Origin of the sequence: Streptomyces sp. NPDC016562, from assembly GCF_043076955.1 — a bacterium.
In the GTDB taxonomy this organism is placed as follows: domain Bacteria; phylum Actinomycetota; class Actinomycetes; order Streptomycetales; family Streptomycetaceae; genus Streptomyces.
Map to the genome: position 1 here is coordinate 97,818 of NZ_JBIBRZ010000001.1, position 24,649 is coordinate 122,466.

At 72.3% G+C, this 24,649-nt stretch carries 24 protein-coding genes; 1 reads left to right on the forward strand and 23 read right to left on the reverse strand.

Annotated elements, in window-relative coordinates:
* Positions 1-44: 44 nt before the first annotated feature.
* From whiG to proS, 17 genes are all read right to left on the reverse strand, one after another.
* On the reverse strand, positions 45-881 hold the full coding sequence (whiG, locus tag ACF059_RS00430) for an RNA polymerase sigma factor WhiG (protein ID WP_361942021.1): 837 nt from the start codon (positions 879-881) through the stop codon (positions 45-47).
* A 209-nt stretch (positions 882-1,090) separates the two neighbouring features.
* Positions 1,091-2,266 carry a DNA-processing protein DprA gene (dprA, locus tag ACF059_RS00435; RefSeq protein ID WP_392049613.1) on the reverse strand — a complete coding sequence of 392 codons (1,176 nt, stop codon included), beginning with the start codon at positions 2,264-2,266 and terminating at the stop codon, positions 1,091-1,093.
* Positions 2,263-3,897: a YifB family Mg chelatase-like AAA ATPase gene (locus ACF059_RS00440; RefSeq protein ID WP_392049616.1), complete on the reverse strand. Its 1,635-nt coding sequence runs from the start codon at positions 3,895-3,897 to the stop codon at positions 2,263-2,265. Before ACF059_RS00440 ends, dprA begins: the two co-directional genes overlap by 4 nt.
* Entirely contained in the window at positions 3,897-4,268 is a 372-nt protein-coding gene (locus ACF059_RS00445) for a YraN family protein (RefSeq protein WP_392049619.1), read from the reverse strand. Before ACF059_RS00445 ends, ACF059_RS00440 begins: the two co-directional genes overlap by 1 nt.
* 134 nt (positions 4,269-4,402) lie before the next feature.
* Positions 4,403-4,711, reverse strand: a complete 309-nt coding sequence (locus ACF059_RS00450) for a DUF2469 domain-containing protein (RefSeq protein ID WP_005311352.1) — start codon at positions 4,709-4,711, stop codon at positions 4,403-4,405.
* 55 nt (positions 4,712-4,766) lie between these two features.
* Positions 4,767-5,273 carry an NUDIX hydrolase gene (locus ACF059_RS00455; RefSeq protein WP_392049621.1) on the reverse strand — a complete coding sequence of 169 codons (507 nt, stop codon included), beginning with the start codon at positions 5,271-5,273 and terminating at the stop codon, positions 4,767-4,769.
* On the reverse strand, positions 5,263-6,045 hold the full coding sequence (lepB, locus tag ACF059_RS00460; RefSeq protein WP_392049624.1) for a signal peptidase I: 783 nt from the start codon (positions 6,043-6,045) through the stop codon (positions 5,263-5,265). The genes ACF059_RS00455 and lepB (ACF059_RS00460) overlap by 11 nt, the downstream gene beginning before the upstream one ends.
* A gap of 43 nt (positions 6,046-6,088) precedes the next feature.
* Entirely contained in the window at positions 6,089-6,988 is a 900-nt protein-coding gene (lepB, locus tag ACF059_RS00465; RefSeq protein WP_366864880.1) for a signal peptidase I, read from the reverse strand.
* A gap of 111 nt (positions 6,989-7,099) precedes the next feature.
* Positions 7,100-7,963 (reverse strand): signal peptidase I, encoded by an 864-nt coding sequence (lepB, locus tag ACF059_RS00470; RefSeq protein WP_392049627.1) that lies wholly within the window; start codon positions 7,961-7,963, stop codon positions 7,100-7,102.
* Positions 7,956-8,714, reverse strand: coding sequence for a signal peptidase I (gene lepB, locus ACF059_RS00475; protein ID WP_392049630.1), 759 nt, complete (start codon positions 8,712-8,714; stop codon positions 7,956-7,958). The genes lepB (ACF059_RS00470) and lepB (ACF059_RS00475) overlap by 8 nt, the downstream gene beginning before the upstream one ends.
* Positions 8,715-8,758: 44 nt before the next feature.
* Positions 8,759-9,109: a 50S ribosomal protein L19 gene (gene rplS, locus ACF059_RS00480; RefSeq protein WP_030386403.1), complete on the reverse strand. Its 351-nt coding sequence runs from the start codon at positions 9,107-9,109 to the stop codon at positions 8,759-8,761.
* A gap of 133 nt (positions 9,110-9,242) precedes the next feature.
* Positions 9,243-10,064, reverse strand: a complete 822-nt coding sequence (gene trmD, locus ACF059_RS00485; protein WP_360894520.1) for a tRNA (guanosine(37)-N1)-methyltransferase TrmD — start codon at positions 10,062-10,064, stop codon at positions 9,243-9,245.
* Positions 10,064-10,621: a ribosome maturation factor RimM gene (rimM, locus tag ACF059_RS00490; protein ID WP_392049633.1), complete on the reverse strand. Its 558-nt coding sequence runs from the start codon at positions 10,619-10,621 to the stop codon at positions 10,064-10,066. The genes trmD and rimM overlap by 1 nt, the downstream gene beginning before the upstream one ends.
* A 93-nt stretch (positions 10,622-10,714) precedes the next feature.
* Positions 10,715-10,954 (reverse strand): RNA-binding protein, encoded by a 240-nt coding sequence (locus tag ACF059_RS00495; RefSeq protein WP_007266827.1) that lies wholly within the window; start codon positions 10,952-10,954, stop codon positions 10,715-10,717.
* 2 nt (positions 10,955-10,956) lie between these two features.
* The gene (gene rpsP / locus ACF059_RS00500) at positions 10,957-11,394 is read right to left on the reverse strand and encodes a 30S ribosomal protein S16 (protein ID WP_008737511.1); all 438 of its coding nucleotides are present in this window, start codon (positions 11,392-11,394) and stop codon (positions 10,957-10,959) included.
* Between the two features lie 227 nt (positions 11,395-11,621).
* Positions 11,622-12,218, reverse strand: a complete 597-nt coding sequence (locus tag ACF059_RS00505) for a hypothetical protein (protein WP_361941990.1) — start codon at positions 12,216-12,218, stop codon at positions 11,622-11,624.
* 200 nt (positions 12,219-12,418) lie between these two features.
* Positions 12,419-13,831, reverse strand: coding sequence for a proline--tRNA ligase (proS, locus tag ACF059_RS00510; RefSeq protein ID WP_360894530.1), 1,413 nt, complete (start codon positions 13,829-13,831; stop codon positions 12,419-12,421).
* 131 nt (positions 13,832-13,962) lie between these two features.
* Between proS and ACF059_RS00515 the strand changes: the two genes are divergently transcribed.
* Positions 13,963-14,697, forward strand: a complete 735-nt coding sequence (locus ACF059_RS00515) for a methyltransferase type 11 (RefSeq protein WP_392049638.1) — start codon at positions 13,963-13,965, stop codon at positions 14,695-14,697.
* 10 nt (positions 14,698-14,707) lie between these two features.
* On the opposite strand, the gene ftsH is transcribed toward ACF059_RS00515, so the two are convergent.
* The 6 genes from ftsH to ACF059_RS00545 all read right to left on the reverse strand — a co-directional run bounded on the left by ftsH (position 14,708) and on the right by ACF059_RS00545 (position 24,477).
* On the reverse strand, positions 14,708-16,648 hold the full coding sequence (gene ftsH, locus ACF059_RS00520; protein ID WP_392049641.1) for an ATP-dependent zinc metalloprotease FtsH: 1,941 nt from the start codon (positions 16,646-16,648) through the stop codon (positions 14,708-14,710).
* 145 nt (positions 16,649-16,793) lie between these two features.
* Positions 16,794-18,365 (reverse strand): signal recognition particle protein, encoded by a 1,572-nt coding sequence (gene ffh, locus ACF059_RS00525; RefSeq protein ID WP_366864888.1) that lies wholly within the window; start codon positions 18,363-18,365, stop codon positions 16,794-16,796.
* Between the two features lie 116 nt (positions 18,366-18,481).
* Positions 18,482-20,908 (reverse strand): [protein-PII] uridylyltransferase, encoded by a 2,427-nt coding sequence (locus ACF059_RS00530; protein ID WP_392049645.1) that lies wholly within the window; start codon positions 20,906-20,908, stop codon positions 18,482-18,484.
* Between the two features lie 17 nt (positions 20,909-20,925).
* Positions 20,926-21,264 (reverse strand): P-II family nitrogen regulator, encoded by a 339-nt coding sequence (locus tag ACF059_RS00535; RefSeq protein ID WP_361941971.1) that lies wholly within the window; start codon positions 21,262-21,264, stop codon positions 20,926-20,928.
* The gene (locus tag ACF059_RS00540) at positions 21,261-22,604 is read right to left on the reverse strand and encodes an ammonium transporter (RefSeq protein WP_392049647.1); all 1,344 of its coding nucleotides are present in this window, start codon (positions 22,602-22,604) and stop codon (positions 21,261-21,263) included. The genes ACF059_RS00535 and ACF059_RS00540 overlap by 4 nt, the downstream gene beginning before the upstream one ends.
* A gap of 382 nt (positions 22,605-22,986) precedes the next feature.
* The gene (locus ACF059_RS00545; RefSeq protein WP_392049649.1) at positions 22,987-24,477 is read right to left on the reverse strand and encodes a hypothetical protein; all 1,491 of its coding nucleotides are present in this window, start codon (positions 24,475-24,477) and stop codon (positions 22,987-22,989) included.
* Positions 24,478-24,649: the final 172 nt, after the last annotated feature.

Here is a 24,649-nt window from a genome sequence, read left to right on the forward strand (position 1 = left end):
CTCGAATCCTGGGCACGCGTCCACTTTACGGAGGTGCCGCAAGCTCACCGGCCCACATCCGCCAACTTCGCACGCAGTTGCAGCACGGACTTGGTGTGGATCTGGCTGACCCGGCTCTCGGTGACACCCAGCACGTTGCCGATCTCGGCGAGCGTGAGGCCCTCGTAGTAGTAGAGGGTCACCACCGTCTTCTCCCGCTCGGGCAGGGTGTTGATGGCGCGCGCCAGCAGGCGGCGCAGCTCGCGGTCCTCCGCCACCTCCACCGGGTTGTCGGCGGCCGTGTCCTCCAGGGTGTCCATCAGGGAGAGGCGGTCGCCGCCCTCCCCGCCGGCGTGCAGCAGCTCCTCCAGGGCGACCACGTTCGCCAGCGACAACTGGCTGAAGACGGCGTGGAGATCCTCCACGGCGATCCCCATCTCGCCGGCGACCTCGCCCTCCGTCGGGGTGCGCCGCAGCTGGGCCTCCAGCGTGGCGTAGGCCCGCTCGACGGCCCGCGCCTTCTGCCGCACCGAGCGGGGGATCCAGTCCAGCGCGCGCAGTTCGTCGATCATCGCGCCGCGGATGCGGGTGATCGCGTACGTCTCGAACTTGATCGACCGGTCGATGTCGAACTTCTCGATGGCGTCGATCAGTCCGAAGACCCCGGAGGAGACGAAGTCCGCCTGTTCCACATTGGGCGGCAGGCCGACGCTGACGCGTCCGGCGACGTACTTCACCAGGGGTGAGTAGTGCAGGATCAGCTGCTCCCGCAGCCGCTCGTCACCCGACTCCTTGTACGAACGCCACAGCACCTCCAGGGACGAGGGCGCGGTGGACCGCTCACTGCCACGGGCCGCGGGGGGCACCGCAGCGCGGTCAGACCCTGAGGTGTGCTGGGGCATGCTTCGCCTTTGCCGGAGCCGGATTCCTTGGGAGCGTAGCGTGACGAGAGTGTCGCGGTGCGCGAAGAGTACGGGATGACGCGGGGGCGCAAAGGCCTCCCGGCTCGCGCGGGCGACCCGGGACCGGCGCCTGGCGCACGGTCCCGGCGACTGCCACCGGGAGGACCGCGTCTCTCATCGCTTTCACTCTTTCACCGGAACACCCCAGGTCAACGACCGCCTCGCCGGGTGGCACCGGTTTGTGTACCCGCTCCTGCCGTTTGTCTGCTCAACTGCCAGCCGTCGCCCTGCCGTTCGACGAACCCCAGAGAGTGAAGTTCGTACAGTCTGCCGATGACTTCATCGGCGCCGATGCCGCAGGCACGTGCCACCTCCGCCGGGTCCGCCGGGCGTCCGGCCGGGAGTGCGTCGAGCACACGAACGGTCTCCGGCGCCAGCAGGTCCCGGGCGAGGACCGGTCCGCGCCGTTCGGGAGCCAGCTCGCCGATGGCGCCGACCAGTTCGGCCACCTCCGCCGCGTCGGTGACGAGCACGGCCTCGCCCCGCAGCAGCTCGTGCACCCCGGTGGAGAGTCCGCTGGTGGCGGGACCCGGGACGCCCATCGTGAAACGCCCGAGCTTCTGCGCCTGCCGGGCGGTGACGAGGGAACCGCTGCGCACGGCGGCCTCCACGACGACCGTGCCCCGGGTGAGGGCGGCGATGACCCGGTTGCGCAGGACGAACCGGCTGGGGGTCGGATGGCTGCCGGGTGGCAGTTCCCCGATGACCAGCCCCTGTGCGGCGATGCGGCCCAGCAGGCCGGCGTGTCCGCGGGGGTAGGCGACGTCCACCCCGCAGGCCAGCACCGCGGCGGTCGCCCCTCCGGCGGCGAGCGCCCCGCGGTGGGCCGCGCCGTCGATCCCGAACGCGGCCCCGGAGACCACGACCCAGCCCCGCTCGGCGAGCCCCCCGGCCAGCGCCTGGGCCATGTGGGCGCCGTACGGGGTGCAGGCGCGGGCCCCCACCACGGCGACGGAGCGCAGCGCCCAGCTCCGCAGGTTCGGCCGGCCCCGCAGCCACAGCCCGACGGGCCGGGCGTCGCCGAGGTCGTCGAGCTGCGTCGGCCACTCCGCCGAGCCGGGGCACACGAATCGGGCTCCCGCCTCCGCGGCCAGCGCGAGGTCCTGGCGCGGGTCGGCCAGCGCCGCCCGCCCGCGGTACCCCGCGAGCCGCTCGGGCCCCACCCCCGGCAGCGCGGGCGGCCGCGGTCCGGGGCCGGTCAGCAGCCGTATCAGCCCCACGGCGCCGTACGCGCGCAGCCACCGCCCGCCGTGTCCCTCCCCGGGCTCCAGGACCCGTGTCAGCGCCGCCCGCGCGAGCAGTTCGTCCTCCCCGGGCCCGGTCACGGCGTCGCCCCCGGCGCCGCCATCGCCCCGCGGGCGATCCCGGTCCGCAGCTCCAGTGCCACCGCCACGTCCAGCGCCTCGGGCCGGTCCCGCGCCCGCAGGTCGGCCACGGTCCAGGCGACCCGCAGGACCCGGTCCAGCCCGCGCGCGGTGAGCAGCCCCCGCTCCAGGTCCCGCTCGGCCTGGGCCAGTGCGCCGGGGCCCGCCTGCCAGCGGGTCCGCAGTTCCTGCCCGGGCACTTCGGAGTTGAGCCGCCAGGGGGTGTCGGCCAGCCGGGCCGCGGCGCGCTCCCTGGCCTCGCGGACCCGGTCGGCGACCACCGCGGTGGACTCCCCGCGGCCGCCCTGCCCGAGCAGGTCGGAGCGGGTCACGGGCTCGACCTCCACCCGCAGGTCGACCCGGTCGAGCAGCGGCCCGGACAGCCGCGCCTGATAGCGCCGGATCACCGAGGGCGGGCATTCGCACCCGGCTCCCAGCAGCGTGTGGCGCCCGCACGGGCAGGGGTTCGCGGCGAGCACCATCAGGAACCGGGCCGGGAGCCGCACCACCCCGGCGGCCCGGGCGATGACCACGTTCCCCGATTCCAGGGGCTGGCGCAGCGCGTCCAGCGCCCGGCTGTGGAATTCGGCGGCCTCGTCCAGGAACAGCACCCCCCGGTGTGCCAGGGAGACCGCCCCCGGCCTGGGGATACCGGTCCCGCCGCCGACCAGGGACTGCATGGTCGCCGAGTGGTGCGGGGCGCAGTAGGGCGGCCGGGAGACCAGCGGTTCGCCGGGCGGGAGGATTCCCGCGACCGAGTGGACGGCCGTGACCTCCACGGAGTCCTGGCGGCTGAGCGGCGGCAGGATCCAGGGCAGCCGCTCGGCCAGCATGGTCTTGCCCGCACCCGGCGGTCCGCTGAGGAAGAGGTGGTGCCCGCCCGCGGCCGCGACCTCCAGGGCGCGGCGGGCGGTGTGCTGGCCGGCGACGTCCGCGAGGTCGGGGAAGTCCGGGCAGTCCCCCTGGCCGGCGCGGCCCGGCGCGAGGCCGGTGCCCAGGCTCGCCCCCGGGACGAGCAGCCCGGCCAGTATCGGGTCGGGGCGGCCGGGCGGGCCGGGCGGATCCTCCTCCGGGACCACCCCGTCGGTCAGGACCGCGATCAGCTGGCGCAGGCTGCGCACGCCGAGCACGGACACGTCCGGCACGAGCGCGGCCTCGGCGGCGCACTGCTGCGGCACCACCACCTGCCGGTATCCCGCCTCGGCCGCGGCGAGGACCGCCGGCAGGATGCCCCGGACCGGACGCACCCGGCCGTCCAGCCCCAGCTCCCCGATGAGGACGAGGTCGGCGATCGCCGCCGGGTCGATCACCTCGGCGGCCCCGAGCACGGCGGCCGCGACGGCCAGGTCGAAGCCGGCGCCGGATTTCGGTACGGAGGCCGGGCTGAGCCCGACCGTGAGCTTCTTCTGCGGCCAGGCCGCGCCCGAGTTGACCACGGCCGCGCGCACCCGGTCCCGGCTCTCGACCAGCGTCTTGTCGGGAAGCCCGACCAGCGTGAAGGCGGCCACCCCGGGCTCCAGGTCGGCCTGGACCTCGACGACCACGCCGTCGACCCCGACCAGGGCCACCGAGCAGGCCCGCGCGAAACCCATCAGGCCACCCCCCTGACGTGTTCCACCAGGGGCGCGCCGCGCCGCGGCAGCAGGACTCCGACGAGGTCGATGCGCACCCCGCCCGGGGGTGGTCCCCCGTGGTCGGCGAGCCAGCGCCCGGCGAGCGTGCGTAAGCGCTCGGCCTTGGCGGGCCGCACGGCGGCCATGGGGTGTTCGAAATCGCCTTCCCGGCGGGTCTTGACCTCGCACATGACGAGGGCGTCCCCGTCCTGCGCGACGATGTCGATCTCCCCGCCGCGGCACCGCCAGTTCCGTGCGATCACGGTCATGCCGGCCTCGGTCAGCCGCCGCGCCGCGAGCTCCTCGCCGTACCGCCCCAATGCCTGCTGTGCCACGCCCTTCGCGTTCATCCGGCACCACCTCCGGTACCGACGATCGCGCGCCCCCGCCCACCCCGTGGATCTTGGTGGACGACCCGGCCGTTGTGGATAACCCCGTCACCCTCCCGGGTGAAGGCCCCCCGGATGGCTCTCCCGGGTGAAGCTCAGCTGCCGGGCAGTTCGAGGTCGCTCTTGTTGAGCTCCTCGATGTTCACGTCCTTGAAGGTCAGCACCCGCACCTGCTTCACGAAGCGGGCCGGCCGGTACATGTCCCAGACCCAGGCATCGGCCATCGAGACCTCGAAGAACACCTCGCCCTGGACCGAGTGCACCTGCATCTCGTAGTCGTTGGTGAGGTAGAAACGGCGTTCGGTCTCGATCACATACTTGAACAGCCCGACGACGTCGCGGTACTCCCGATAGAGCTTCAGCTCCATCTCGGTCTCGTACTTTTCGAGGTCCTCGGCACTCATGGCATGTTCCCCTTCAGCCGTGCGTCCCCCTATTGTGCGCCAGGGTCATGCGCCCCTAAACGATTTCCGGGGCCAGGACCACCGGCGCGCGCGGAGGACCCTCGTCGAGCAGTGCACGGAGCAGCTCGGCGAGCCTGGTCGGGTACACCGTCTCACGGGCCGCCAGAAGTTCCTCGGAGGTCCACCATCTGGCTCCGGTCACGCTGCGCCGCTCCAGCTCGGTGAGGCCGCCCATCTCGGTCGCCGTCTGGGTGGTACGTGCCAGGAAGTACCACTCGTCCTGGTCCCAGCGCCGCCCGTCGAAGGGAAAGGAGCAGTAGCGGTGCCACAGCACCGGCCCCAGCTCCACCTCTGTGATCCCCGTCTCCTCCGCCAGCTCGCGCAGCGCGGCCTGCTCGCGGCTCTCCGCGCCCTCCAGCCCGCCGCCGGGGGTGAACCACCAGTCGACCGCGGGGTCCGCCGGCTCGAAGCCGTGCAGCAGCAGGATCCGGTCCTCGGGGTCCAGCAGGATCACCCGCGACACCTGCCGGTGGGCGTGACCTGCGGCCGGGTCAGCTGACACCGGACCGCTCCCGGCGCCGGCCGCGGCCCATGACCCGTGCGAGGGGCCCGTACGCGGCCCCCAGCAGCACCAGGGCGGCTCCGGCCGCCACCGCCGCCACCTGGAGGCGCAGCGGCCCGGGCCGGGAGGTCCCGCCCGGCAGGGCGGCGTACGTCCCCGGTCGCTCCAGCATCCTCACGGAAGGCCAGGCCAGGGCGTCGACGCGGGCGCTGACCGCCGACCGGGGCACGGTCCCCTGTCCGGCCTCCTGCAGGTGCGCCCGGGAGTCCAGCGAGGAGCTGCGCCGGTCGCCCAGCAGGAAGAGGTTCCCCTCGGGGACCGTCACCTCGAAGGGGGTCCCGGCGGGCGCGGCCTGGCCGGGCGGCATGGTGAGCCCCGTGTCGGGCTTGGTGTCGTCGGCGTACGGCTCGTCCAGCGGGGTGCCGTTCACCGTGAGCTCGCCGGCCGCTCCGCAGCACTTCACGGTGTCGCCGCCGATGCCGACGACCCGCTTGACCATGGGCGCGTCGCTCCACATGGAATCAGTAAAGACGACCACGTCCCCGCGGCGCACCTCACCGCCGTCGATGCGCTGGGCGAGCACCCGGTCCCCGGGCCGCACCGTCGGCATCATCGAGTCGGTCGGCACGGTGTAGGGCTGGTAGACGAGCGCCCCCCACACGAAGCCGCCGAGGAAGAGCGCGAAGCCGACGGCCACGGCGATGCCCGACAACACGTTGCCGAGCCCGCCGCGGCCGTCCTTGCCCCTGCGTATCGCTTCTGTTCCGCCCATTCCTGCGCCCCCACACTCCGGGATCGTCGACCTGGGCGGCACCCTACCCGGCGGTACGTCCGCTGGTCAGCCTCCGACGGCGCCACATGACGAGCGGCACAGCGCCCGTGAGCCCCAGCGCGGCCGGTCCGAGCCCGACCGGCGCCAGGCCCGAGGCCCCGAGGCCGAGCGCGGCCGCCGCGGCCTGGTTGCCGATGCCCGGCTGGTCGAAGGTGTCCGGGATCGGCAGGGTGGACCAGCGGGTCACCGGCCACGCGACCACCACGGCGCGTCCGACGACCTTGTCGACCGGCACGAAGCCCTGGGTGGAGTCCTGCATGTGGTAGCGGGAGTCCTGGGAGTTCTGCCGGTGGTCGCCCATCACCCAGATCTTGCCCTTGGGCACGGTGATCGGGCCGAACGGGGCGTCGTCGCACGGGGTGTTGCCGGGGAAGATGTACGGCTCGTCGAGCTGCTTGCCGTTGACGACGACCGGTCCGCCCTTCTTGCACTCGACCGTGTCCCCGCCGACGGCGATGGTCCGCTTGATCAGGTCCTTCTCGGCGGCGTCCGGCATCAGGCCGATCTTGCTGAGGACCTGCTGGGCGATGTTCGGCTCCGGGGTGGGCTCCCCGGACAGCCAGTTCGCGGGGTCGTGGAAGACCACGACCTCACCGCGCTCCGGCTCGGAACCGAACCACGGCGTCAGCTTGTCCACGAGCACCCGGTCCCCGCGCTGCAGGGTGTCCTGCATCGAGTCGGACGGGATCGAGAACGCCTGGACCAGGAAGGTCTTGATCAGCAGGGCCAGCAGCAGCGCGATGCCGATGAGGAGCGGCAGCTCCTTCCAGAACGAGCGGTGCGGACGGGCCGCGGCACCACCGTCCTCGGCGTCGCCCTTCAGGGCGTCGTCATCCGGCCGCTCCTCACCCTCGTCGCGTCCGGACCGTGCGCCTACCGCCACATCCCCCACATCCACTCCTCAATCGAGATCGCCGCCCGCGCCGACCGGCCACGGGCCCTCCCCTCCCTTAACGAGCGGGAGTTCCCTAAGGCGCGGGAGACCCAGGACACACTATGCGAACGGCGCGCCCCGTCGGCGCCGACGACGCCCACGTCCCTCACGCCTCGCCTGATCGGGCACCATGCGGAAGGTCGCGGGGGTCTCGAACCGCTTCCAGTGCCCGAAGGGCCAGGCGATCACCACGGCCTCGCCCACGACCCCGTTCTCGTCGATGGTGCCCTGAAAGGCCTCGTCGAGGTGGTAGCGGGAGTCCGCCGAATTCGACCGGTGATCGCCCATCACGAACAGCCGGCCCGCCGGCACCTCCACCTCGAAGCTGATCTCCGAGGGCGCGTTGCCCGCGTTCACGTACGGCTCATCGAGGGGTGCGCCGTTGACGGTGACCCGCCCCCGGTTGTCACAGCACTTGACGGTGTCCCCGCCGACGCCGATGACCCGCTTGATCAGATCCTGCTCGTCGGCCGACGGCAGCAGGCCGATGAAGGTCAGGGTCTGCTTGATCTGCTTGACCCCGACCGGGTCCGGGGCCGGCCGGGCCGCCTCGCCGCGCAGCCAGCCGCCGGGGTCCTTGAACACGACGACGTCGCCGCGCTCGATCTCGGAACCGAACCACGGGGTCAGCTTGTCCACGAGGACCCGGTCGCCGATCCGGATGGTCTGCTCCATCGAGCCCGACGGGATGAAGAAGGCCTGGACGAGGAAGGTCTTCAGGAGCAGGGCGATGCACAGCGCCACGACCACCAGCAGGGGCAGCTCGCCCGCCCGGCGGGTGCGGCGGCGACGCCGCACCTTGCGGGCCAGCCTGCGTCTTTGCGCCCGGCCGCCCGCCACCTCCGCGAGGGGCTCCGGCTCCGGCTCGGGCTCGGGCTGCGGCTCCGGCTGCCGTCGGCCGCGCGGCCGCCCCCGGCTACCCACGGCCGCCCCCGACGGCGCCCCAGCGCGAGACCGGCCAGCCGATCCAGTCGGCCCGCCCGATCACCTTGTCCACCGGCACCATCCCCCCGCCCGGCTCTCCCAGGTGGTCCCGCGAGTCCCGGGACTGGGAACGGTGATCACCCATCACCCACAGGGTCCCAAGGGGGACGACGATCCGGAAGGGCACCTTCGAGGGGACGTCACCCGGATACAGGTACGGCTCGTCCAGCGCCACGCCGTTGACCCGGATCCGCCCGTGGGCGTCGCAGCACACCACGTCGTCCCCGCCGACCCCCACGACCCGCTTCACGAAGTCGGTGTCGGACGGCTCCGCGAGCCCGAGCGCCGAGGCGCCCCCGTGCAGCAGCCCGCCCAGGGCCCCGCCGTCCGCGCGCTCCCGTACGAAGGAGCCGGTGCCGTCGAAGACGACCAGGTCGCCGCGGCGCGGCTGGCCGCCGGAACGGTACGCCAGCTTGTTGACCAGCAGCCGGTCGCCGACCTGGAGCGTCGGCTCCATGGAACGGCTCGGGATCAGGAACGGCTGGACCACGAAATGGCTGAACAGCAGCAGGAAGACGGTGCAGATCACACCGAGCGCTCCGGCCCGCCGCCACGTCAGCCGCAGCGGGCGCCCGCCCGTACGCCGCTCCCGCCCGGGCCGCCGGGTCGCGGAGAACGCAAAACGCGGCCGCCCCTCCCCCTCGTCGGGGGAAGAGTGGCCGCGCTGCGTGTGAGGTGCTTCGGTGTCCATCGGGAGCGAGCCTATCCGGCCACCCCCGGGCCCCGGAGGGGACCTCAGCGGTCGCGCTTCTCCTTGATCTTCGCGGCCTTGCCGCGGAGCTCACGGAGGTAGTACAGCTTGGCGCGACGCACGTCACCGCGGGTGACGAGCTCGATCTTCTCGAAGATCGGGGAGTGGACCGGGAAGGTACGCTCCACGCCGACGCTGAAGGAGACCTTGCGGACGGTGAAGGTCTCGGAGACACCGGCGCCCTGGCGGCGGATGACTACGCCCTTGAACTGCTGGATACGGGAGCGGTTGCCCTCGATCACGCGGACGTGCACGTTGATCGTGTCACCCGGGCGGAAGGCCGGGACGTCCGAGCGGAGCGCGGCGGCGTTGACGCCATCGAGCAGGTGAGACATGTTGTTCGTCTGCTTTCTTCGCATGACGCCACAGGTCGCCAATGCGGGTTTCCGTAGAGAATTCGGGAGCTGCGAGACCCGGCGGACGACGGTCCCCCTGTGGCAGGGGCGTCCGCGAGCACACAACAGCCGCCTATTCTTCCACGGCCTCGGGCCTGCGCCAAAATCGGCCGTCCGGCGACGGGGTCCAGCCCAGGATGGAGAGGATCTCCCGGTCCTTCTTGTCGAAGGCGGTGGCCTCGCAGCGCTCGATCAGGTCGGGGCGGTTGCGGGCGGTCCGGCGGAACGCCTCGTCCCGGCGCCAGCGGGCGATCTTGCCGTGGTGGCCGCTCAGCAGCACCTCGGGAATGTCGCGGCCGCGCCATACGGGGGGCTTGGTGTAGACGGGCCCCTCCAGGAGGTTGGCCATCTCGCCGGGCGCGAAGGAGTCGTCGCGGTGCGACTCCGCGTTGCCGAGCACCCCGGGCAGCAGCCGGGCCACGGCCTCGGTGACCACCAGGACGGCGGCCTCGCCGCCCGCCAGGACGTAGTCGCCGATGGAGACCTCGTACACCGGCATGCGCGTGGCGTACTCGTCCATGACCCGGCGGTCGATGCCCTCGTACCGGGCCGGCGTGAAGATCAGCCAGGGCCGCTCGGAGAGCTCGACGGCCAGTTCCTGGGTGAAGGGGCGGCCGCTGGGGGTGGGGACGACCATGACCGGCCCGTGCGCACCCGCCTCGTAGCCGTCGGCCAGGGCCGCGTCCAGCGCCTCGCCCCACGGCTCGGTCTTCATGACCATGCCGGGGCCGCCGCCGTACGGGGTGTCGTCGACCGTGTTGTGCCGGTCGTACGTCCAGTCCCGCAGGTCGTGCACGTGGACGTCGAGCTGCCCGCGGGCGCGGGCCTTGCCGACGAGGGAGACGTTCAGGGGCTCCAGGTACTCGGGGAAGATCGTGACGACGTCGAGACGCATCAGGCGTCTTCCCCGTCGGCGTCACGCGTCGAGTCGATGATCGCTTCGCTCTCGTCGATCAGTCCCGGCGGCGGGGTGATGACGCAGCGCTGCTCCTCCAGGTCGATCTCGGCGACGATCTCCTCGACGAAGGGGATCATCACCTCGGAGCCGTCCGGCCGCTCGACGATGAAGAGGTCCTGCGAGGGCAGGTGGGAGATCTCGGTGATCCGGCCGATCTCGGTGCCGTCGGCGAGGACCACGTCCAGGTCCATCAGCTGGTGGTCGTAGTACTCGTCGGGCTCCTCGGGGAGCTCGGTCGGGTCCACGTCCGCGATCAGCAGGATGTTGCGCAGGGCCTCGGCGCCGGTGCGGTCCTTGACGCCGGCGAAGCGCAGCAGCAGCCGCCCGCTGTGCACCCGGCCCGTCTCGATGGTCAGCGGGCCCGCCGACGCGGGATCCGTCCTGAGCACGGCGCCGGGGCTGAGCCGCAGTTCCGGCTCGTCCGTGCGCACCTCGACGGTGACCTCACCCTTGATGCCGTGGGCGCGGCCGATCCGCGCGACTACCAACTCCACTGTGCTCTCCTGTTCAGACGACGACGGGCCGGGGCGGGCACGAATGCCCTCCCCGGCCCGTGCCGGTGATTCACGCTTCTAGCAAGCCGGGTCTCAGCGGACCTGGTCCACGTCGACGAGGTCGACGCGGATCCCCCGGCCGCCGATGGCGCCCACGACGGTACGCAGAGCACGTGCGGTGCGGCCGTTGCGACCGATCACCTTGCCGAGGTCGTCCGGGTGAACCCGGACCTCGAGCACCTGTCCGCGGCGCAGGTTGCGCGAGGCGACCTGCACGTCGTCGGGATTGTCCACAATGCCCTTTACGAGGTGCTCAAGAGCCTCCTCGAGCATGATCAGGCCTCGGTCGACTCGGCGGTGGCCTCAGCCTCGTCCGCCTTCTTGTCGGCCTTCTTCTTCTGCGTGATGGCCTCGCCCTTGCCCTCGCCGATGCCCTCGAGGGCCTTGGCGAACTCGTCGAAGGAGCGACGCTTGCTCTCCTTCGTCTCCGGCTGCAGGAGCGGCGCGGGGGCGGGGAGACCCTTGTGGGCCTGCCAGTCACCGGTCAGCTTCAGGATGGCGAGCACAGCCTCGGTGGGCTGGGCGCCGACGGACAGCCAGTACTGCGCACGCTCGGCGTTGACCTCGATGCGCGACGGGTTGTAGGTCGGGTGGTAGATACCGATCTCTTCGATCGCGCGACCGTCCCGACGGGTACGGGCGTCGGCGACGACGATGCGGTAGTGCGGCTGGCGAATCTTGCCGAGGCGCTTGAGCTTGATCTTGACTGCCACTGGAGTGGTGTCTCCTGAACTTGACGTGGTTGGGCACATGAGATGCCACGTGGGGTTGCGGTACTCGGGTGCCCGATGGACGCGTCAGCCGGAGGAGAGAGGGGTCCTATGCGACTGTCGAGTACAGCTAGCCATTGTGCCATACGCCTGCGGCGGCTCCGAGCGGGGTGAACCTCCCCGTGGGCAGGGCTGCGCCGGCGCGCGGCAGCCTCCTGACCCCCCACGGGTCAGGAGGCTGCCGCGATGGCCACCTCGGGGATGCGGAACGGCTTCATGCAGCCGCCGCACACGATCGGGGCCTGGGCCAGGACCGAGGGGACCACCCGGACGTTGCGACCGCAGTCGCAGACCGCCTTGACCCGTACGCCGCCACCGGAGGAACCGTGCCGTGCGGCCGGTCCCCGGAAGCTGCGCTTGGTGTCGGCGGCCGTCGCGGCCGTGTGCGCCTTCAGCGCGCGCTGCAGCCGCTCCATCGTCGGGCGGTAGCGCCGCTTCGCCTCGGGATTGAGCGTGACCAGGGAGAAGCCGCTGCTGGCGTGTGGCTCCTCGGGGTGGTCCAGCCCCATTTCCTCGGCGATCGCGAGGAATCTGCGGTTGTGGTAGCGGCCGGCGCGCGAGGTGTCGCGGACACCGCGGGCGGCGGCGATGCCGTGGACTGCCTCGTGCAGCAGTCGCTCGAAGGAGAGCTCGGCGCCACAGGCGGACGAGGACTCTCCGATCAGGGACTCGGGCGCGGCAAGGTCAGGCAGCTCGGGGTGGTACCGCTGAATGTCGGCCCACGCCTGCGCCAGCTCTGCGGCGAGAACAGGTGGTGTCGTGCTCACGTCGTGACAACGAGCCGGGGGGCCCGGGTGTTCCGATTCCGGGCCATTCCAAATTTTTTGCACGTACCAGTCAGTTCAGTCTCATGCGTCCTGACGAGGACGGGTGCGTCGATGTCAGGATGAGTCGGTACGTAACGAGGACCAAGGACACAGCAGCCCCGGCGCGCGGCACGGGCCGCACGCCGGGGCGTACAGGTGGCTCAGTAGGAGCGCGCGACGATCGCGAGGGTACCGGGGGCGTCGTCCGACTGCGGGACCGACCCGTCCGCGGCGATCAGGCAGCGCACGGAGACGGCCTGCTCGGCCAGCTTCGCCTCGCCCTCCGGACCGAGGTCCGCCCATGGGATCCGCGCCCAGCCGCCGGCGATGGCGGCCTCGGCGGCCTCCTCGATGGTGGAGACGTCGGAGGTCCGGGCCTCGCGGCGCTCGCGGGACTCGCGCAGCAGCTGCGCCTGGTCCTCGTCGAGCACCTTGGGCAGCAGGTCGAGCAGCTCGGTGATCTGGACCGGCTCCTTGCCGCCCGGGATCCGGCGGGCCAGCATCGCGGTGCCGGCCTCCAGGTCGCGGGGGCCGATCTCGATGCGGACCGGTACGCCCTTGAGCTCCCAGTCCACGGCGCGGCGGCCGAAGGGGGTGTCCACGCGGTCGTCGACGTGCACGCGCAGGCCGGCGGCCTTGAGCTGGGCACCCAGCTCGCGGACCTTGGTGACGGCCTCGTCGCCCTTGATCGCCATGACGACGACCTGGACGTGCGCCAGGCGCGGCGGGACCCGCAGGCCGTTGTCGTCGCCGTGGGACATGATCAGGCCGCCGACCATGCGGGTCGAGACGCCCCACGAGGTCTGCCAGACCAGCTCCTGCTTGCCTTCCTTCGACAGGTACTGCGTGTTGAAGGCCTTGGCGAAGTTGGTGCCGAGCTCGTGGCTCGTACCCAGCTGGAGGGCCTTGCCGTCGCCCATCATGCCCTCGAGGGTGAGGGTGTTGATGGCGCCGGCGAAGCGCTCCTTGGCGGTCTTGCGGCCGAGCACGACGTCGATGCCGAGCACGTTCGTCATGAAGTCGCCGTAGACGTCCGTGTGGATCCGGGCGGCGTAGTCGCGGGCGTCCTCGTAGGTGGCGTGGGCCGTGTGGCCCTCCTGCCAGAGGAACTCACTCGTCCGCAGGAACACGCGCGGACGCATCTCCCAGCGGACCACGTTGGCCCACTGGTTGATCAGCAGGGGCAGGTCCCGGTAGCTCTGGACCCACTTCGAGAAGTAGTCGTTGATGATCGTCTCGGAGGTCGGCCGGACGACGACCGGCTCTTCGAGCTCCTTGCCGCCGCCGTGCGTGACGACCGCGAGCTCGGGGGCGAAGCCCTCGACGTGCTCCGCTTCCCGCGTCAGGTAGGACTGCGGGATGAACAGCGGGAAGTACGCGTTCTGGGCGCCCGCGTCCTTGATCCGCGCGTCCATCTCCTGCTGCATCCGCTCCCACAGGCCGTAGCCGTACGGTCGGATGACCATGGTGCCGCGGACCGGACCGTTGTCGGCCAGCTCGGCCTTGTTGATCAGATCCTGGTACCAGCGGGGGAAATCCTCCGCCTGCGGGGTGAGAACGGGTGCCTTTGCCATGGCGCGAATGGTACGGCGCCCGGCGGTCGATGCGTGAATCGGGTGGCGCACTCCTCTGGACGCGGGGGCCGATGGGGAGTTCCCTGTCAACGGGGGCAAGGGGGCGACATGGAATCAGGAGCGCTCTTTCGATGACACCGACGCCGACGCCGACGCTCGCCGCCCGGGACTGGGCGGAGATCCAGGAACGGATGCTGGTACCGCTGTACGAGGCGGTCTACGACCGGCTGGAGGTCGGGCCGGGAGACCGGCTGCTGGCCCTCGACTGCGGGGCGGGCCTGGCCCTGCTGCTGGCGGCCGGGCGAGGCGCCGTGGCCACGGGCGTGGAGGCGGATCCGGCCCGGCGGGCCCTGGCCCGCGAGCGGCTGCTGGACGTGCTGGCGGCCCCGCCGCGGCCGCCCCGGCCGTACGACGCCCTGCTGGCCTTCTCGCCGAGCCCGGCGGCCCTGGCCGCGGCCCTGCCCGCGGTCCGGCGCGGCGGCGCGGTGGTGCTGGCCGACTGGGGGCCGGCGGAACGCTGCACCGTGCCGCGCGTCCTGGGCGGCGGGCCCGCGCCGCGGGACCTGGACGCGCTGGTGGAGCGGGCGGGGCTGCAGCCGGACGGCTCGGGGCGGGTGTTCTGCCCGTTCGGGTACGCGGACGTGGACAGCGCGGTGCGCGGGCTGCTGTCGACCGGGCTCTACCCCGTCGCGAGCACCGGCTCCGCGGGAGCGGCCTGCGCCGCGCCCTTCAGGGCGGACCGGGCGCCGGCGGATCCGGCGCTGGCGGAGAAGGAGCTGGCCGAGGCCCTTCACCCGTTCGAGCGGCCCGACGGCGCCGTGTGGCTGCCGAACATCCTCCGGTACGTGATCGCCCGGGTGGCGTAGCGGTCGCGCCCTACGGCTCGGGGTGGGCCTTCGTCAGCCGCGGGATGCCCGCGGCTGCGTAGGCGGCCGGTTCGTCCAGGGTCTCGTTGGCCAGGAGCGCCTCCGCCAGGGCGTCCAGCTTGGGGCGGTGCTCGCGCAGCAGGCGGCAGGCCTCCACGTAGCACTCGTCCACGATCCGCCGCATCTCGTGTTCCACCGCGTCGAGGGTGGCGGGGGCGGCCAGCAGACCGTAGGGGCTCTGCGCGTCGGAGGGGATCGCGGTGAGGCGGCCGATCCGCTCGCTCATGCCCCAGCGGCCGACCATGCCGCGGACGATGTTGGTGACCTGTTCGAGGTCGTTCTCCGCGCCCGTGGTGATGACGTCGTAGACGATGTGCTCGGCTGCCATCCCGCCCAGCGCGCCGATGATGCGCCCGCGCAGGTACTCCTCGGTGTACGCGTAGCGGTCCGCGTCCGGGCTGGAGAGGGTCACGCCCAGCGCGCGCCCGCGCGGGACGATCGTGATCTTGCGGACCGGGTCGGCGCCGGGCTGGAGCATGCCGAGGAGCGCGTGACCGCTCTCGTGGTACGCCGTGCGCCGGCGCTCCTCCAGCGGCATGACCAAGGAGCGCTCCGCGCCCAGCTGGACCTTCTCCAGGGCGTCGGAGAGGTCGGACTGGGTGACCTCGCCCTGCTGGCGCTTGACGGCGAGCAGGGCGGCCTCGTTGGCGAGGTTGGCGAGCTCGGCGCCGGTCATTCCGGGGGTCGTACGGGCCACCTGGGCCAGGTCGACGTCCGCGGCGAGGGGGATGTCGCGGGTGTGGATGCGCAGGATGGCCTCGCGGCCCGAGCGGTCGGGCGGGGAGACGACCACCGTGCGGTCGAAGCGGCCGGGCCTGGTCAGGGCGGGGTCCAGGACGTCGGCCCGGTTGGTGGCGGCGAGCACGACGACTCCCTCGGAGCCGGAGAAGCCGTCCATCTCGGTGAGGATCTGGTTGAGCGTCTGTTCGCGCTCGTCGTGGCCGCCCAGGCCCGCGCCGCCGCCCCGCACCCGTCCGATGGTGTCGATCTCGTCGATGAAGATGATGGCGGGGGCCACCTTGCGCGCCTCGGTGAACAGTTCGCGCACCCGGGAGGCGCCGACTCCGACGATCATCTCGATGAACTCGGAGGCGGAGGCGGAGAAGAACGGCACCCCGGCCTCGCCCGCGACCGCCCGCGCGAGGAGGGTCTTGCCGGTGCCGGGCGGGCCGGACAGCAGCACGCCGCCGGGCATGCGGGCGCCCATCTTCCGGTACTGCTGGGGGTTCTTGAGGAAGTCGACGACGTCGTTGAGCTCGCCCTCGACCTCGTCGATGCCGGCGACGTCCTCGAAGGTGGTGCGTTTGGCGCCCGCTTCCAGCTCCACCGGTTTGGGCGGCGCCTTGCGGCCCAGCGCTCCCATGCCACCGCCCATGCCCGCGCCCATCCGGCGGGCGATGACCACCCACAGCACGACCAGCAGCAGCATGGGGGCGAGGGAGATCAGCAGGTTGGCGAGGAAGCTGCGCTGGACGACGACCGGGGAGGCCGTCACCGTCACGTTCTGCTTGGTGAGGCCGGCCCACAGGTCGTCGTCGGCGAAGGCCGGGCGCTGGGTGACGAATTTGGTGTAGTCGCCCTTGCCGCCGTCGGGCAGCGGTCGTTTGGTCTTCAGTTCGCCCTGGATGGCGTCGCCCTTGGAGTAGATCTTCGAGACGTTGCCGTCGGCGACCTGCTTGCTGAACTCCGTGTAGGAGACCGTCGGCTCGTCCCCTTCGTTGAAGAAGGACAGCACGAGGTTGGTCACCAGATACACGATCAGGGCGGTGAGGATCAGCCCCCGCCAGCCGCCCGGCATCCGTTTCTTGGGCGGCGGGGCGGGCGGTGCGCCTTCCGAGCGCCAGGGCGTGTCGGCTCGCTCGCGAGGCGGTACGGGGGTGGGGCTGGGCACGGGGCGCCTCCTTCTGCCATCCTCCCGGCCGACCATAAGGGATATACCGGACCATCGCCCCAGCAGAAACCACTGCCCCTGCGCACAGGGGAGGGCCCCGGCCGTGTGATCACGACCGGGGCCCTCCCCTCGCACTGCGCGCGTGCTACTTCATGAACTTCTTGAACTCGTCCGGAAGGTCGAAGTCCTGACCCGCCTGGCCGCCCGCGGGAAGGCCGAAGGGGCTGCCGGCGGCCGCGGGCTCGATCGCCTGCGGGCCCTGCTCCCGGCGGGCCGCTGCTGCGGCCTCCTCTTCCTTGCGCTTCATCGGGTTGCCGCTCTTGCGCTTGCCCTTGGCCTGCTTGACCTGCTTCTTCTGCCGGCCGGGGCCGCCGCCCATCCCCGGGATGCCGGGCATCCCGGGCATGCCGCCGCCCTGGGCCATGCGGGACATCATCTTGCGCGCGTCGAAGAACCGCTCGACGAGCGCCTTGACGGCGCTGACCTCGGTGCCGGAGCCCTTGGCGATGCGGGCACGGCGCGAGCCGTTGATGATCGTCGGGTCCTGGCGCTCGGCCGGGGTCATCGACTTGATGATCGCGGCGGTGCGGTCCACGTCGCGCTCGTCGATGTTGTTGATCTGGTCCTTGATCTGACCCATGCCGGGGAGCATGCCGAGCAGCTTGGAGATGGAGCCCATCTTGCGGACCTGCTCCATCTGGGCCAGGAAGTCGTCGAGCGTGAACTCCTTGGGGCCCTTGGCGAGCTTGGCCGCCATCTTCTCGGCCTCGGCCTGCGAGAAGGTCTTCTCGGCCTGCTCGATGAGGGTGAGCATGTCACCCATGTCGAGGATCCGGCCCGCCATGCGGTCGGGGTGGAACGCGTCGAACTCGTCGAGCTTCTCGCCGTTCGAGGCGAACATGATCTGCTTGCCGGTGACGTGCGCGATGGAGAGCGCGGCACCACCGCGGGCGTCGCCGTCGAGCTTGGAGAGAACGACGCCGTCGAAGCCGACGCCGTCGCGGAAGGCCTCGGCGGTGTTGACCGCGTCCTGGCCGATCATGGCGTCGACGACGAAGAGGATCTCGTCGGGGCTGACGGCGTCGCGGATGTCCGCGGCCTGCTGCATCAGCTCGGCGTCGATGCCGAGGCGGCCGGCGGTGTCGACGATGACGATGTCGTACTGCTTGGTCCGCGCGTACTCGACGGAGTCCTTCGCCACCTGGACCGGGTCGCCGACGCCGTTGCCGGGCTGGGGCGCGTAGACCGCGACGCCGGCGCGCTCGGCGACGACGCTCAGCTGGTTGACGGCGTTGGGGCGCTGGAGGTCGCACGCGACCAGGAGCGGGGCGTGGCCCTGCCCCTTCAGCCACAGGCCGAGCTTGCCGGCGAGGGTGGTCTTACCGGCACCCTGGAGACCGGCCAGCATGATCACGGTGGGCGCGGTCTTGGCGAAGCGCAGCCGCCGGGTCTCGCCGCCCAGGATGGTGACGAGCTCGTCGTTGACGATCTTCAGGACCTGCTGGCCCGGATTCAGGGCCTTGCTGACCTCTTCGCCGCGCGCGCGTTCCTTGACGTTCGCGATGAAGGAGCGCACGACCGGGAGGGCGACGTCGGCCTCGAGGAGGGCGATACGGATTTCCCGGGCCGCTGCGTCGATGTCAGCCTCGGACAGCCGGCCTTTGCCGCGCAGGCCCTTGAAGGTATTCGCCAAGCGGTCGGAGAGCGTATCGAACACGGTGGTCGCGATTCCTCGGGTCGGGGGGCGTGTGGTCGTCCCCCAGGGTATCGGGCCGGGCCGCGTGGTGGACCCTGCGGTCCACCACGGGCTCCTCTGGATCCGCGGGGCGCTCCTTACGTCAGGGCGTCCTGCACCGCGCCGGCCAGGGCCGCGGCCTCCCGGGCGGGCAGGGGTTTGCCGTCGCCGTCGACCACGTACAGCGAGTCCACCGCGTTGGCGCCGAGCGTCGAGACGTGCGCGCTGCGGACGCGGGCGCCCGCGGCCTCCAGGGCGCGGCCGATCCGGTGCAGCAGGCCCACCGCGTCGGGTGCCCGCACCTCCAGGACCGTGGCCAGCGAGGAGACGTCGGGGACCACCGTGACGCGGGGCGGCGGCGGGATCACCCCGCGCCGGCGCGGGTAGGAGGACTCGCGGTCCGCCAGTTTCGCCGGGACGTCCAGCGACCCGTCCAGCGCGCGCACGAGGTCGGTGCGCAGCCGCGCGGCCTCCGGCAGCGCGCCGTACTCCGCCGCCACCCGCCACCGCAGCACCAGGACCTCGCCGAGCCGGTCCGGGAGCTCCATGGTGCGCAGGTCCGCCGCGCGGACGGTGAGCCGGTGCAGGGCCAGCACCCCGGCCACCGCCGGGAGCACCCCGGGCTGGTCGGGGACCGCCACGACCAGTTCCACGCCGACCGCGTCCTCCTCCTGGCGGGCGTGCAGCGCCAGCACCGGCTCCCGGGTGCGCAGGGCCTCCACCGCCAGGCGTTCGTGCTCCGTGGTGGGGATCTCCGGTTCCCGCACCGCAGGGGCCGTGCCGCGCAGGACCGCGGCCACCCGGGCGACGAGGTCCGCGACCAGCGATCCCCGCCAGGCGCTCCAGGCCGCCGGGCCGGTGGCCAGGGCGTCCGCCTCCGTCAGGGCGTGCAGGACCTCCAGCGTGGTCACCGACCCCACGGCCTCGGCGACCGCACGGACGGTGGCCGGGTCGTCCAGGTCGCGCCGCGTCGCGGTGTCGATCAGCAGCAGGTGGTGGCGTACGAGCGTGCCGAGCACGTCGACGTCCTGCGCGTCGAAACCGACGCGGGCGGCGACGTCGCGGGCGATCGTCTCCCCGGCCACCGAGTGGTCGCCGGGCCAGCCCTTGCCGATGTCGTGCAGCAGGGCGGCCATCAGCAGCAGGTCGGGGCGCCCGACCCGGCGGGTGAGGGCCGCGGCGCGGACCGCCGTCTCGATGAGGTGGCGGTCCACCGTCCAGGTGTGCACGGGATTGCGCTGCGGGCGGCACCGCACCCGCTCCCAGTCGGGGAGCAGCCGCGTGATCAGGCCTTCCGCCTCCAGCGCCTCCCACACGGCCACCGTCGGCTCCCCCGCGCCCAGCAGCGTCAGCAGCTGCTCGCGCGCCTCGGCCGGCCAGGGCACCGGCAGCGGTTTCCCCTGGGCCGCGAGCCTGCGTACGGCGTGCAGCGATACGGGAAGACCCGCCTGCGCTGCGGCCGCGGCGAACCGCAGCGGCAGTACGGGATCACGGTCCGGCCGGGCGGCCAGGGCCAGTACGGCCTCGCCGTCGGACTCCACGACGCCCTCGGCCAGGGGGGCCCGCGGGGCGGCCGGGGCGCCCCGGGTCCCCAGCAGCCCGCGCAGCCGGGGCCGGGTGCTGCGCGCCCGCAGCACGCGCCCGACCTCCCGCCAGGTGACGTCACCGGCGTACGCGACCACGCGCGCGGCCTCGTACACCTCGCGCAGCAGCGCGTCGGCGTCGAGCAGCCCGAGCCGGGCGGCGACCTGGTCCTGCTCCTGGAGCGAGAGCCGGTCGGTGGCCCGGCCGGTCACCAGGTGCAGGGCGTCGCGCGCGTCCAGGAGCCGGCGCCGGGCCTCGGCGAGGCCCTCGCGCGGCGCGTCGGCGAGCCAGGACGCGGCGACGGCCCGCAGCGCGGTGGCGTCCCGGAGCCCGCCGCGGGCCTCCTTGAGGTCGGGTTCGAGCAGGAAGCGCAGCTCACCGGCCCGCTCGGCCCGCTCGCGGCACAGGGCGTGCAGCTGCGGGAGCCGCTTGGCGGCCTGGTTGCGCCAGTCGGCCAGCACGGAGGTGCGCAGGCCGGCGAGGAGCCCGGCGTCTCCGGCGACCGTGCGGGCGTCCAGCAGGCCCAGGTGCACCTTCAGGTCCTCGGCGGCGGTCTTGCGGGCCTCGCCGGGGGTCCGCACCGAGTGGTCGAGGGCGAGGCCGAGGTCCCACACCGGGTACCAGAGCCGGTCGGCGAGCGCGCTCAGCTCGCGCGGCTGCGACTTGCCGTCGTGTAGCAGCACCAGGTCGAGGTCGCTGCGCGGGGAGAGTTCGGCCCGCCCGTAGCCGCCGACGGCGACCAGCGTGGCGCCGCGCACGCCCGTCTCCCGTACGGCGGTCGTGAACAGGGTGTTCAGCCATGCGTCGGTCAGCCCGGCCAGGGCGGAACGCCGCGAGGGCCCGGACCGCGACTCCTCCTGGAGGAGTCGCAGCCGGGCCGCGGCGTATCCGCTGGGTCCCGAGTCGGCCGTGTGGTCCGTGGATTCTTCGACGCTCGTCACCCGGGAGCTCCCGTCACCTAGAGCGCGTCAGCGCCGCGCTCGCCGGTGCGGACCCGTACGACCGAGTCCACGGGGACGCTCCACACCTTGCCGTCACCGATCTTGCCGGTGGCCGCCGCGCTCACGATGACGTCGATCAGCTGCTCGGCGTCGTCGTCCGCGACCAGCACCTCGATGCGGATCTTGGGGACGAGGTCGACCTGGTACTCGGCGCCGCGGTAGACCTCGGTGTGACCGCGCTGGCGGCCGTAGCCGCTGGCCTCGGTGACGGTGAGTCCCTGGACCCCGAAGGCCTGGAGGGCTTCCTTGATCTCGTCCAGCTTGTGCGGCTTGACGATCGCGGTGATCAGCTTCATGCGTCAACCTTCTTGCTCGCGGCGGAGGGGACGGGGGCGGCGGTGTTCCGCGAGGCGGCTCCGCCGCCGGCACCGCTGAAGTCGTAGGCGGTCTCGGCGTGCTCGGTCTGGTCGATGCCGGCGACCTCGTCGTCCTCGGAGACCCGCATCCCGATCGTCTTGTCGAGGAGGAAGGCGAGCACCGCGGACGCCACCAGAGAGTAGGCGAGGACGGAGAAGACTCCGACGGCCTGCTTGCCGAGCTGCTCCAGACCGCCGCCGTAGAAGAGGCCGGCCACGTCGGACTGGACGCCGCCGGTGGCGAAGAGGCCGACGAGCAGGGAGCCCGCGACACCGCCGACGAGGTGGACGCCGACCACGTCGAGGGAGTCGTCGTAGCCGAACTTGTACTTCAGGCCCACGGCCATGGCGCACAGCACACCGGCGATGGCGCCGACGGCGATCGCGCCGAGCGGGCTGACGGCGCCGCCCGCGGGGGTGATGGCGACGAGGCCGGCGACGGCGCCGGAGGCGGCGCCGAGGGTGGTGAAGGAGCCGTGGCGCAGCTTCTCGTAGCCGAGCCAGGCGAGCATGGCGGCGGCCGTGGCGACCTGGGTGTTGACGAACATGACCGCGCCGACGCCGTCGTCGTTGCCGAGCCAGGAGCCCGCGTTGAAGCCGAACCAGCCGAACCACAGCAGACCGGCGCCGAGCATCACGAGCGGCAGGCTGTGCGGGCGCATCGGGTCCTTCTTGAAGCCGACGCGCTTGCCGATGACCAGGATCACGCCGAGGGCGGCGGCGCCGGCGTTGATGTGGACGGCGGTGCCGCCCGCGAAGTCGATGACGCCGAGCTCGAAGAGCCAGCCGCCGGCGCCCCAGACCCAGTGGGCGACGGGGAAGTAAACGACGGTGACCCACAGGGCGGTGAACAGAACCCAGGCGCTGAACTTCACGCGGTCGGCGAGGGCGCCGCTGATCAGGGCCGGGGTGATCACGGCGAACATCAGCTGGAAGACGGCGAAGACGTAGACCGGGATGGTGTAGCCGTCCCACAGCTCGGTGATCCCGATGCCGCTGAGTCCGACGTAGTCGGAGTTCCAGCCGATGAGGGAGCCGGAGTCGGTGCCGAAGGCGAGGCTGAAGCCGTAGAGCACCCACAGGATCGTGACGATCCCCAGGCTGACGAAGCTCATCATCAGCATGTTGAGGCTGCTCTTGACCCGGACCATGCCGCCGTAGAAGAAGGCGAGTCCCGGGGTCATCAGCATGACCAGGGCGGAGCAGATGAGCATGAACCCGGTGTTCGCGGCAGACAGCGTCGGGGCGTCTGCCGCGAGGGTCGTGATGGCTGATGCCATCGGCGTCTCCTCGTCGTCGGTACGTTCGCGTGCGGGCGATCGTGAAAACCTGAGCGGCGTTAAGGGGTCCGGCCTCGTGGGGGCTGGCCTGGACTGGCCGGTTAATGACCCTGAGATTCGCGCAGGCCGGTTTCCGGCGGCGCCGCTGGGTGTTTCGCGCCGATGACGAAGGGGTCGTGGGTGTTACGACGTGATGAACGCCGCGACCACGGGTCGAGGGGCCCGGGCGCGGAGCCGCCGCCCCCGTGAGGGAGGCGGCGGCTCCGCCGTGGAGAGCGAAGCCGGCCGCGGCAGTACCCGGAGTGTCCTGGCTGGGGGAGCCTGATCGGGCTTCACGGGGTTGACTGCCGCGGCCGGCGCCTGGGGGCGGCCGCGCGGGCCGTCAGACGGCCTCCGCGGCCTCGGGGAGCCGGGAGGCGAGGTGGTCGGTGAGCCGGACCACGTCGGCGACGTCGCCGTACTCACGGGCCGCGGCGTCGACGGTCTTGCGCAGGCGGGTGTTGACCCGCTCGGACCGCACCTTTCCCGCCACGTCCAGGGCCCGGTCGACGAGGACGGCGGCCTGCTCGGGCTCGCGCTGGAGCAGGTGCACGGTGGCCATGCCGATGAGGTTGAGGGCGTAGGAGCGCTGGTGCTCCTCGTCCTTCTCGAAGAGCTCGACGGCCCGCTGCATGACGGGCTCGGCGAGGGAGGCGTAGGTGGGGCTGCGGCCGGCCACGTAGGCCAGGTCCCGGTAGGAGTGGGAGTTCTCGCCGTTCAGCTCGGCCTCGGAGAAGAAGCGGATCCAGTCGGGCTCGGGCTCGCCGCCGAAGCCGGCGTCGGAGAAGGTGTCCTCGGCCATCCGCACGGCCCGCTTGCAGCGGCTGGGCTGGCCCATGTTGGCGTACGCGCGGGCCTCCATCGCATACAGCATGGCCTGGGTGCGCGGGCCGGCGCAGTCGCGGCTGCCGTACTGCGCGAGGTGGATCAGCTCCAGCGCGTCCTCGGGGCGGCCCAGGTGGATCATCTGGCGGCTCATGCTGGAGAGGATGTACGAGCCGAGCGGCTTGTCCCCGCCCTCCTTGGCGGCGTGCAGCGCGAGGACGAAGTACTTCTGCGCGGTGGGGTGCAGCCCGATGTCGTAGCTCATCCACCCGGCCAGCTCGGCCAGCTCGGCGGCGACCTTGAAGAGCCGCTTCATCACCGGGGCCGGGTGGTCCTCCTGGAGCAGGTCGGTGACCTCGTGGAGCTGGCCCACGACGGCCTTGCGCCGCAGCCCGCCCCCGCACTGGGCGTCCCACTGGCGGAACATGACGGTGGTGTCGTCGAGGAGGTCGAGCTCCGGCGCGGAGAGCCGGGGCGGGCGGTGGCCGCCGAGGGCGCCCCTCGGCTCCGGCTCCCGCGGTCCCGGGTCGGCGGCCGGGACCGGGACGAGCCAGCGCTGCATGGGCTCGATGAGGGCGGGGCCGGCGGACAGGGCGAGCGAGGTCCCGAGGAAGCCGCGGCGGGCCAGCATCAGGTCGCTGCGGGAGAACTCGCCGAGCAGTTCGACGGTCTGCGGGCCGGCCCAGGGCAGGTCGACGCCGGACACGGAGGGCGTCTGGTGGGCGGTGCGCAGGCCGAGCTGCTCGATCGCGACGACGGTGCCGAAGCGCTCGGAGAAGAGCTCGGAGAGGATGCGCGGGACGGGCTCGCGGGGCTGTTCGCCGTCGAGCCAGCGGCGCACCCGGGAGGTGTCCGTGCTGATGTGGTGGGCGCCCATCTGGCGCGCCCGGCGGTTGACCTGGCGGGCGAGTTCGCCCTTGGACCAACCGCTGCGGACGAACCAGGAGGTCAGCTGGTCATTGCGCGCAGCAGCGTCCTCGATCGTTCCGCTTGCGCCGTTGCCGCTCACTGGAACGCCCCCATCCGCTCAGCCTCTTCCTCACGAAACCCTGGCGCGTACGCCGGGCGCCGCCACGGACCTTCACAGGTCCTTCACGCATTGCCTCCGGCATACCCACCGTTGAGTTTGCCTTCGGGCTTCGTGTACCGAAAGTAATCCTACGATCACCCCTGCGGCGAGG

What these genes read in the sequence shown, in the direction of transcription:
- ACF059_RS00535 (WP_361941971.1), bottom strand. Translation starts at nt 21,264, where the DNA reads ATGAAGCTGATCACCGCGATCGTCAAGCCGCACAAGCTGGACGAGATC.
- ACF059_RS00495 (WP_007266827.1), bottom strand. Translation starts at nt 10,954, where the DNA reads ATGCTCGAGGAGGCTCTTGAGCACCTCGTAAAGGGCATTGTGGACAAT.
- ACF059_RS00445 (WP_392049619.1), bottom strand. Translation starts at nt 4,268, where the DNA reads ATGAACGCGAAGGGCGTGGCACAGCAGGCATTGGGGCGGTACGGCGAG.
- ACF059_RS00515 (WP_392049638.1), top strand. Translation starts at nt 13,963, where the DNA reads ATGACACCGACGCCGACGCCGACGCTCGCCGCCCGGGACTGGGCGGAG.
- lepB (WP_392049630.1), bottom strand. Translation starts at nt 8,714, where the DNA reads ATGGACACCGAAGCACCTCACACGCAGCGCGGCCACTCTTCCCCCGAC.
- rplS (WP_030386403.1), bottom strand. Translation starts at nt 9,109, where the DNA reads ATGTCTCACCTGCTCGATGGCGTCAACGCCGCCGCGCTCCGCTCGGAC.
- trmD (WP_360894520.1), bottom strand. Translation starts at nt 10,064, where the DNA reads ATGCGTCTCGACGTCGTCACGATCTTCCCCGAGTACCTGGAGCCCCTG.
- ACF059_RS00540 (WP_392049647.1), bottom strand. Translation starts at nt 22,604, where the DNA reads ATGGCATCAGCCATCACGACCCTCGCGGCAGACGCCCCGACGCTGTCT.
- whiG (WP_361942021.1), bottom strand. Translation starts at nt 881, where the DNA reads ATGCCCCAGCACACCTCAGGGTCTGACCGCGCTGCGGTGCCCCCCGCG.
- ACF059_RS00440 (WP_392049616.1), bottom strand. Translation starts at nt 3,897, where the DNA reads ATGGGTTTCGCGCGGGCCTGCTCGGTGGCCCTGGTCGGGGTCGACGGC.
- ACF059_RS00450 (WP_005311352.1), bottom strand. Translation starts at nt 4,711, where the DNA reads ATGAGTGCCGAGGACCTCGAAAAGTACGAGACCGAGATGGAGCTGAAG.
- lepB (WP_392049624.1), bottom strand. Translation starts at nt 6,045, where the DNA reads ATGGGCGGAACAGAAGCGATACGCAGGGGCAAGGACGGCCGCGGCGGG.
- proS (WP_360894530.1), bottom strand. Translation starts at nt 13,831, where the DNA reads ATGGCAAAGGCACCCGTTCTCACCCCGCAGGCGGAGGATTTCCCCCGC.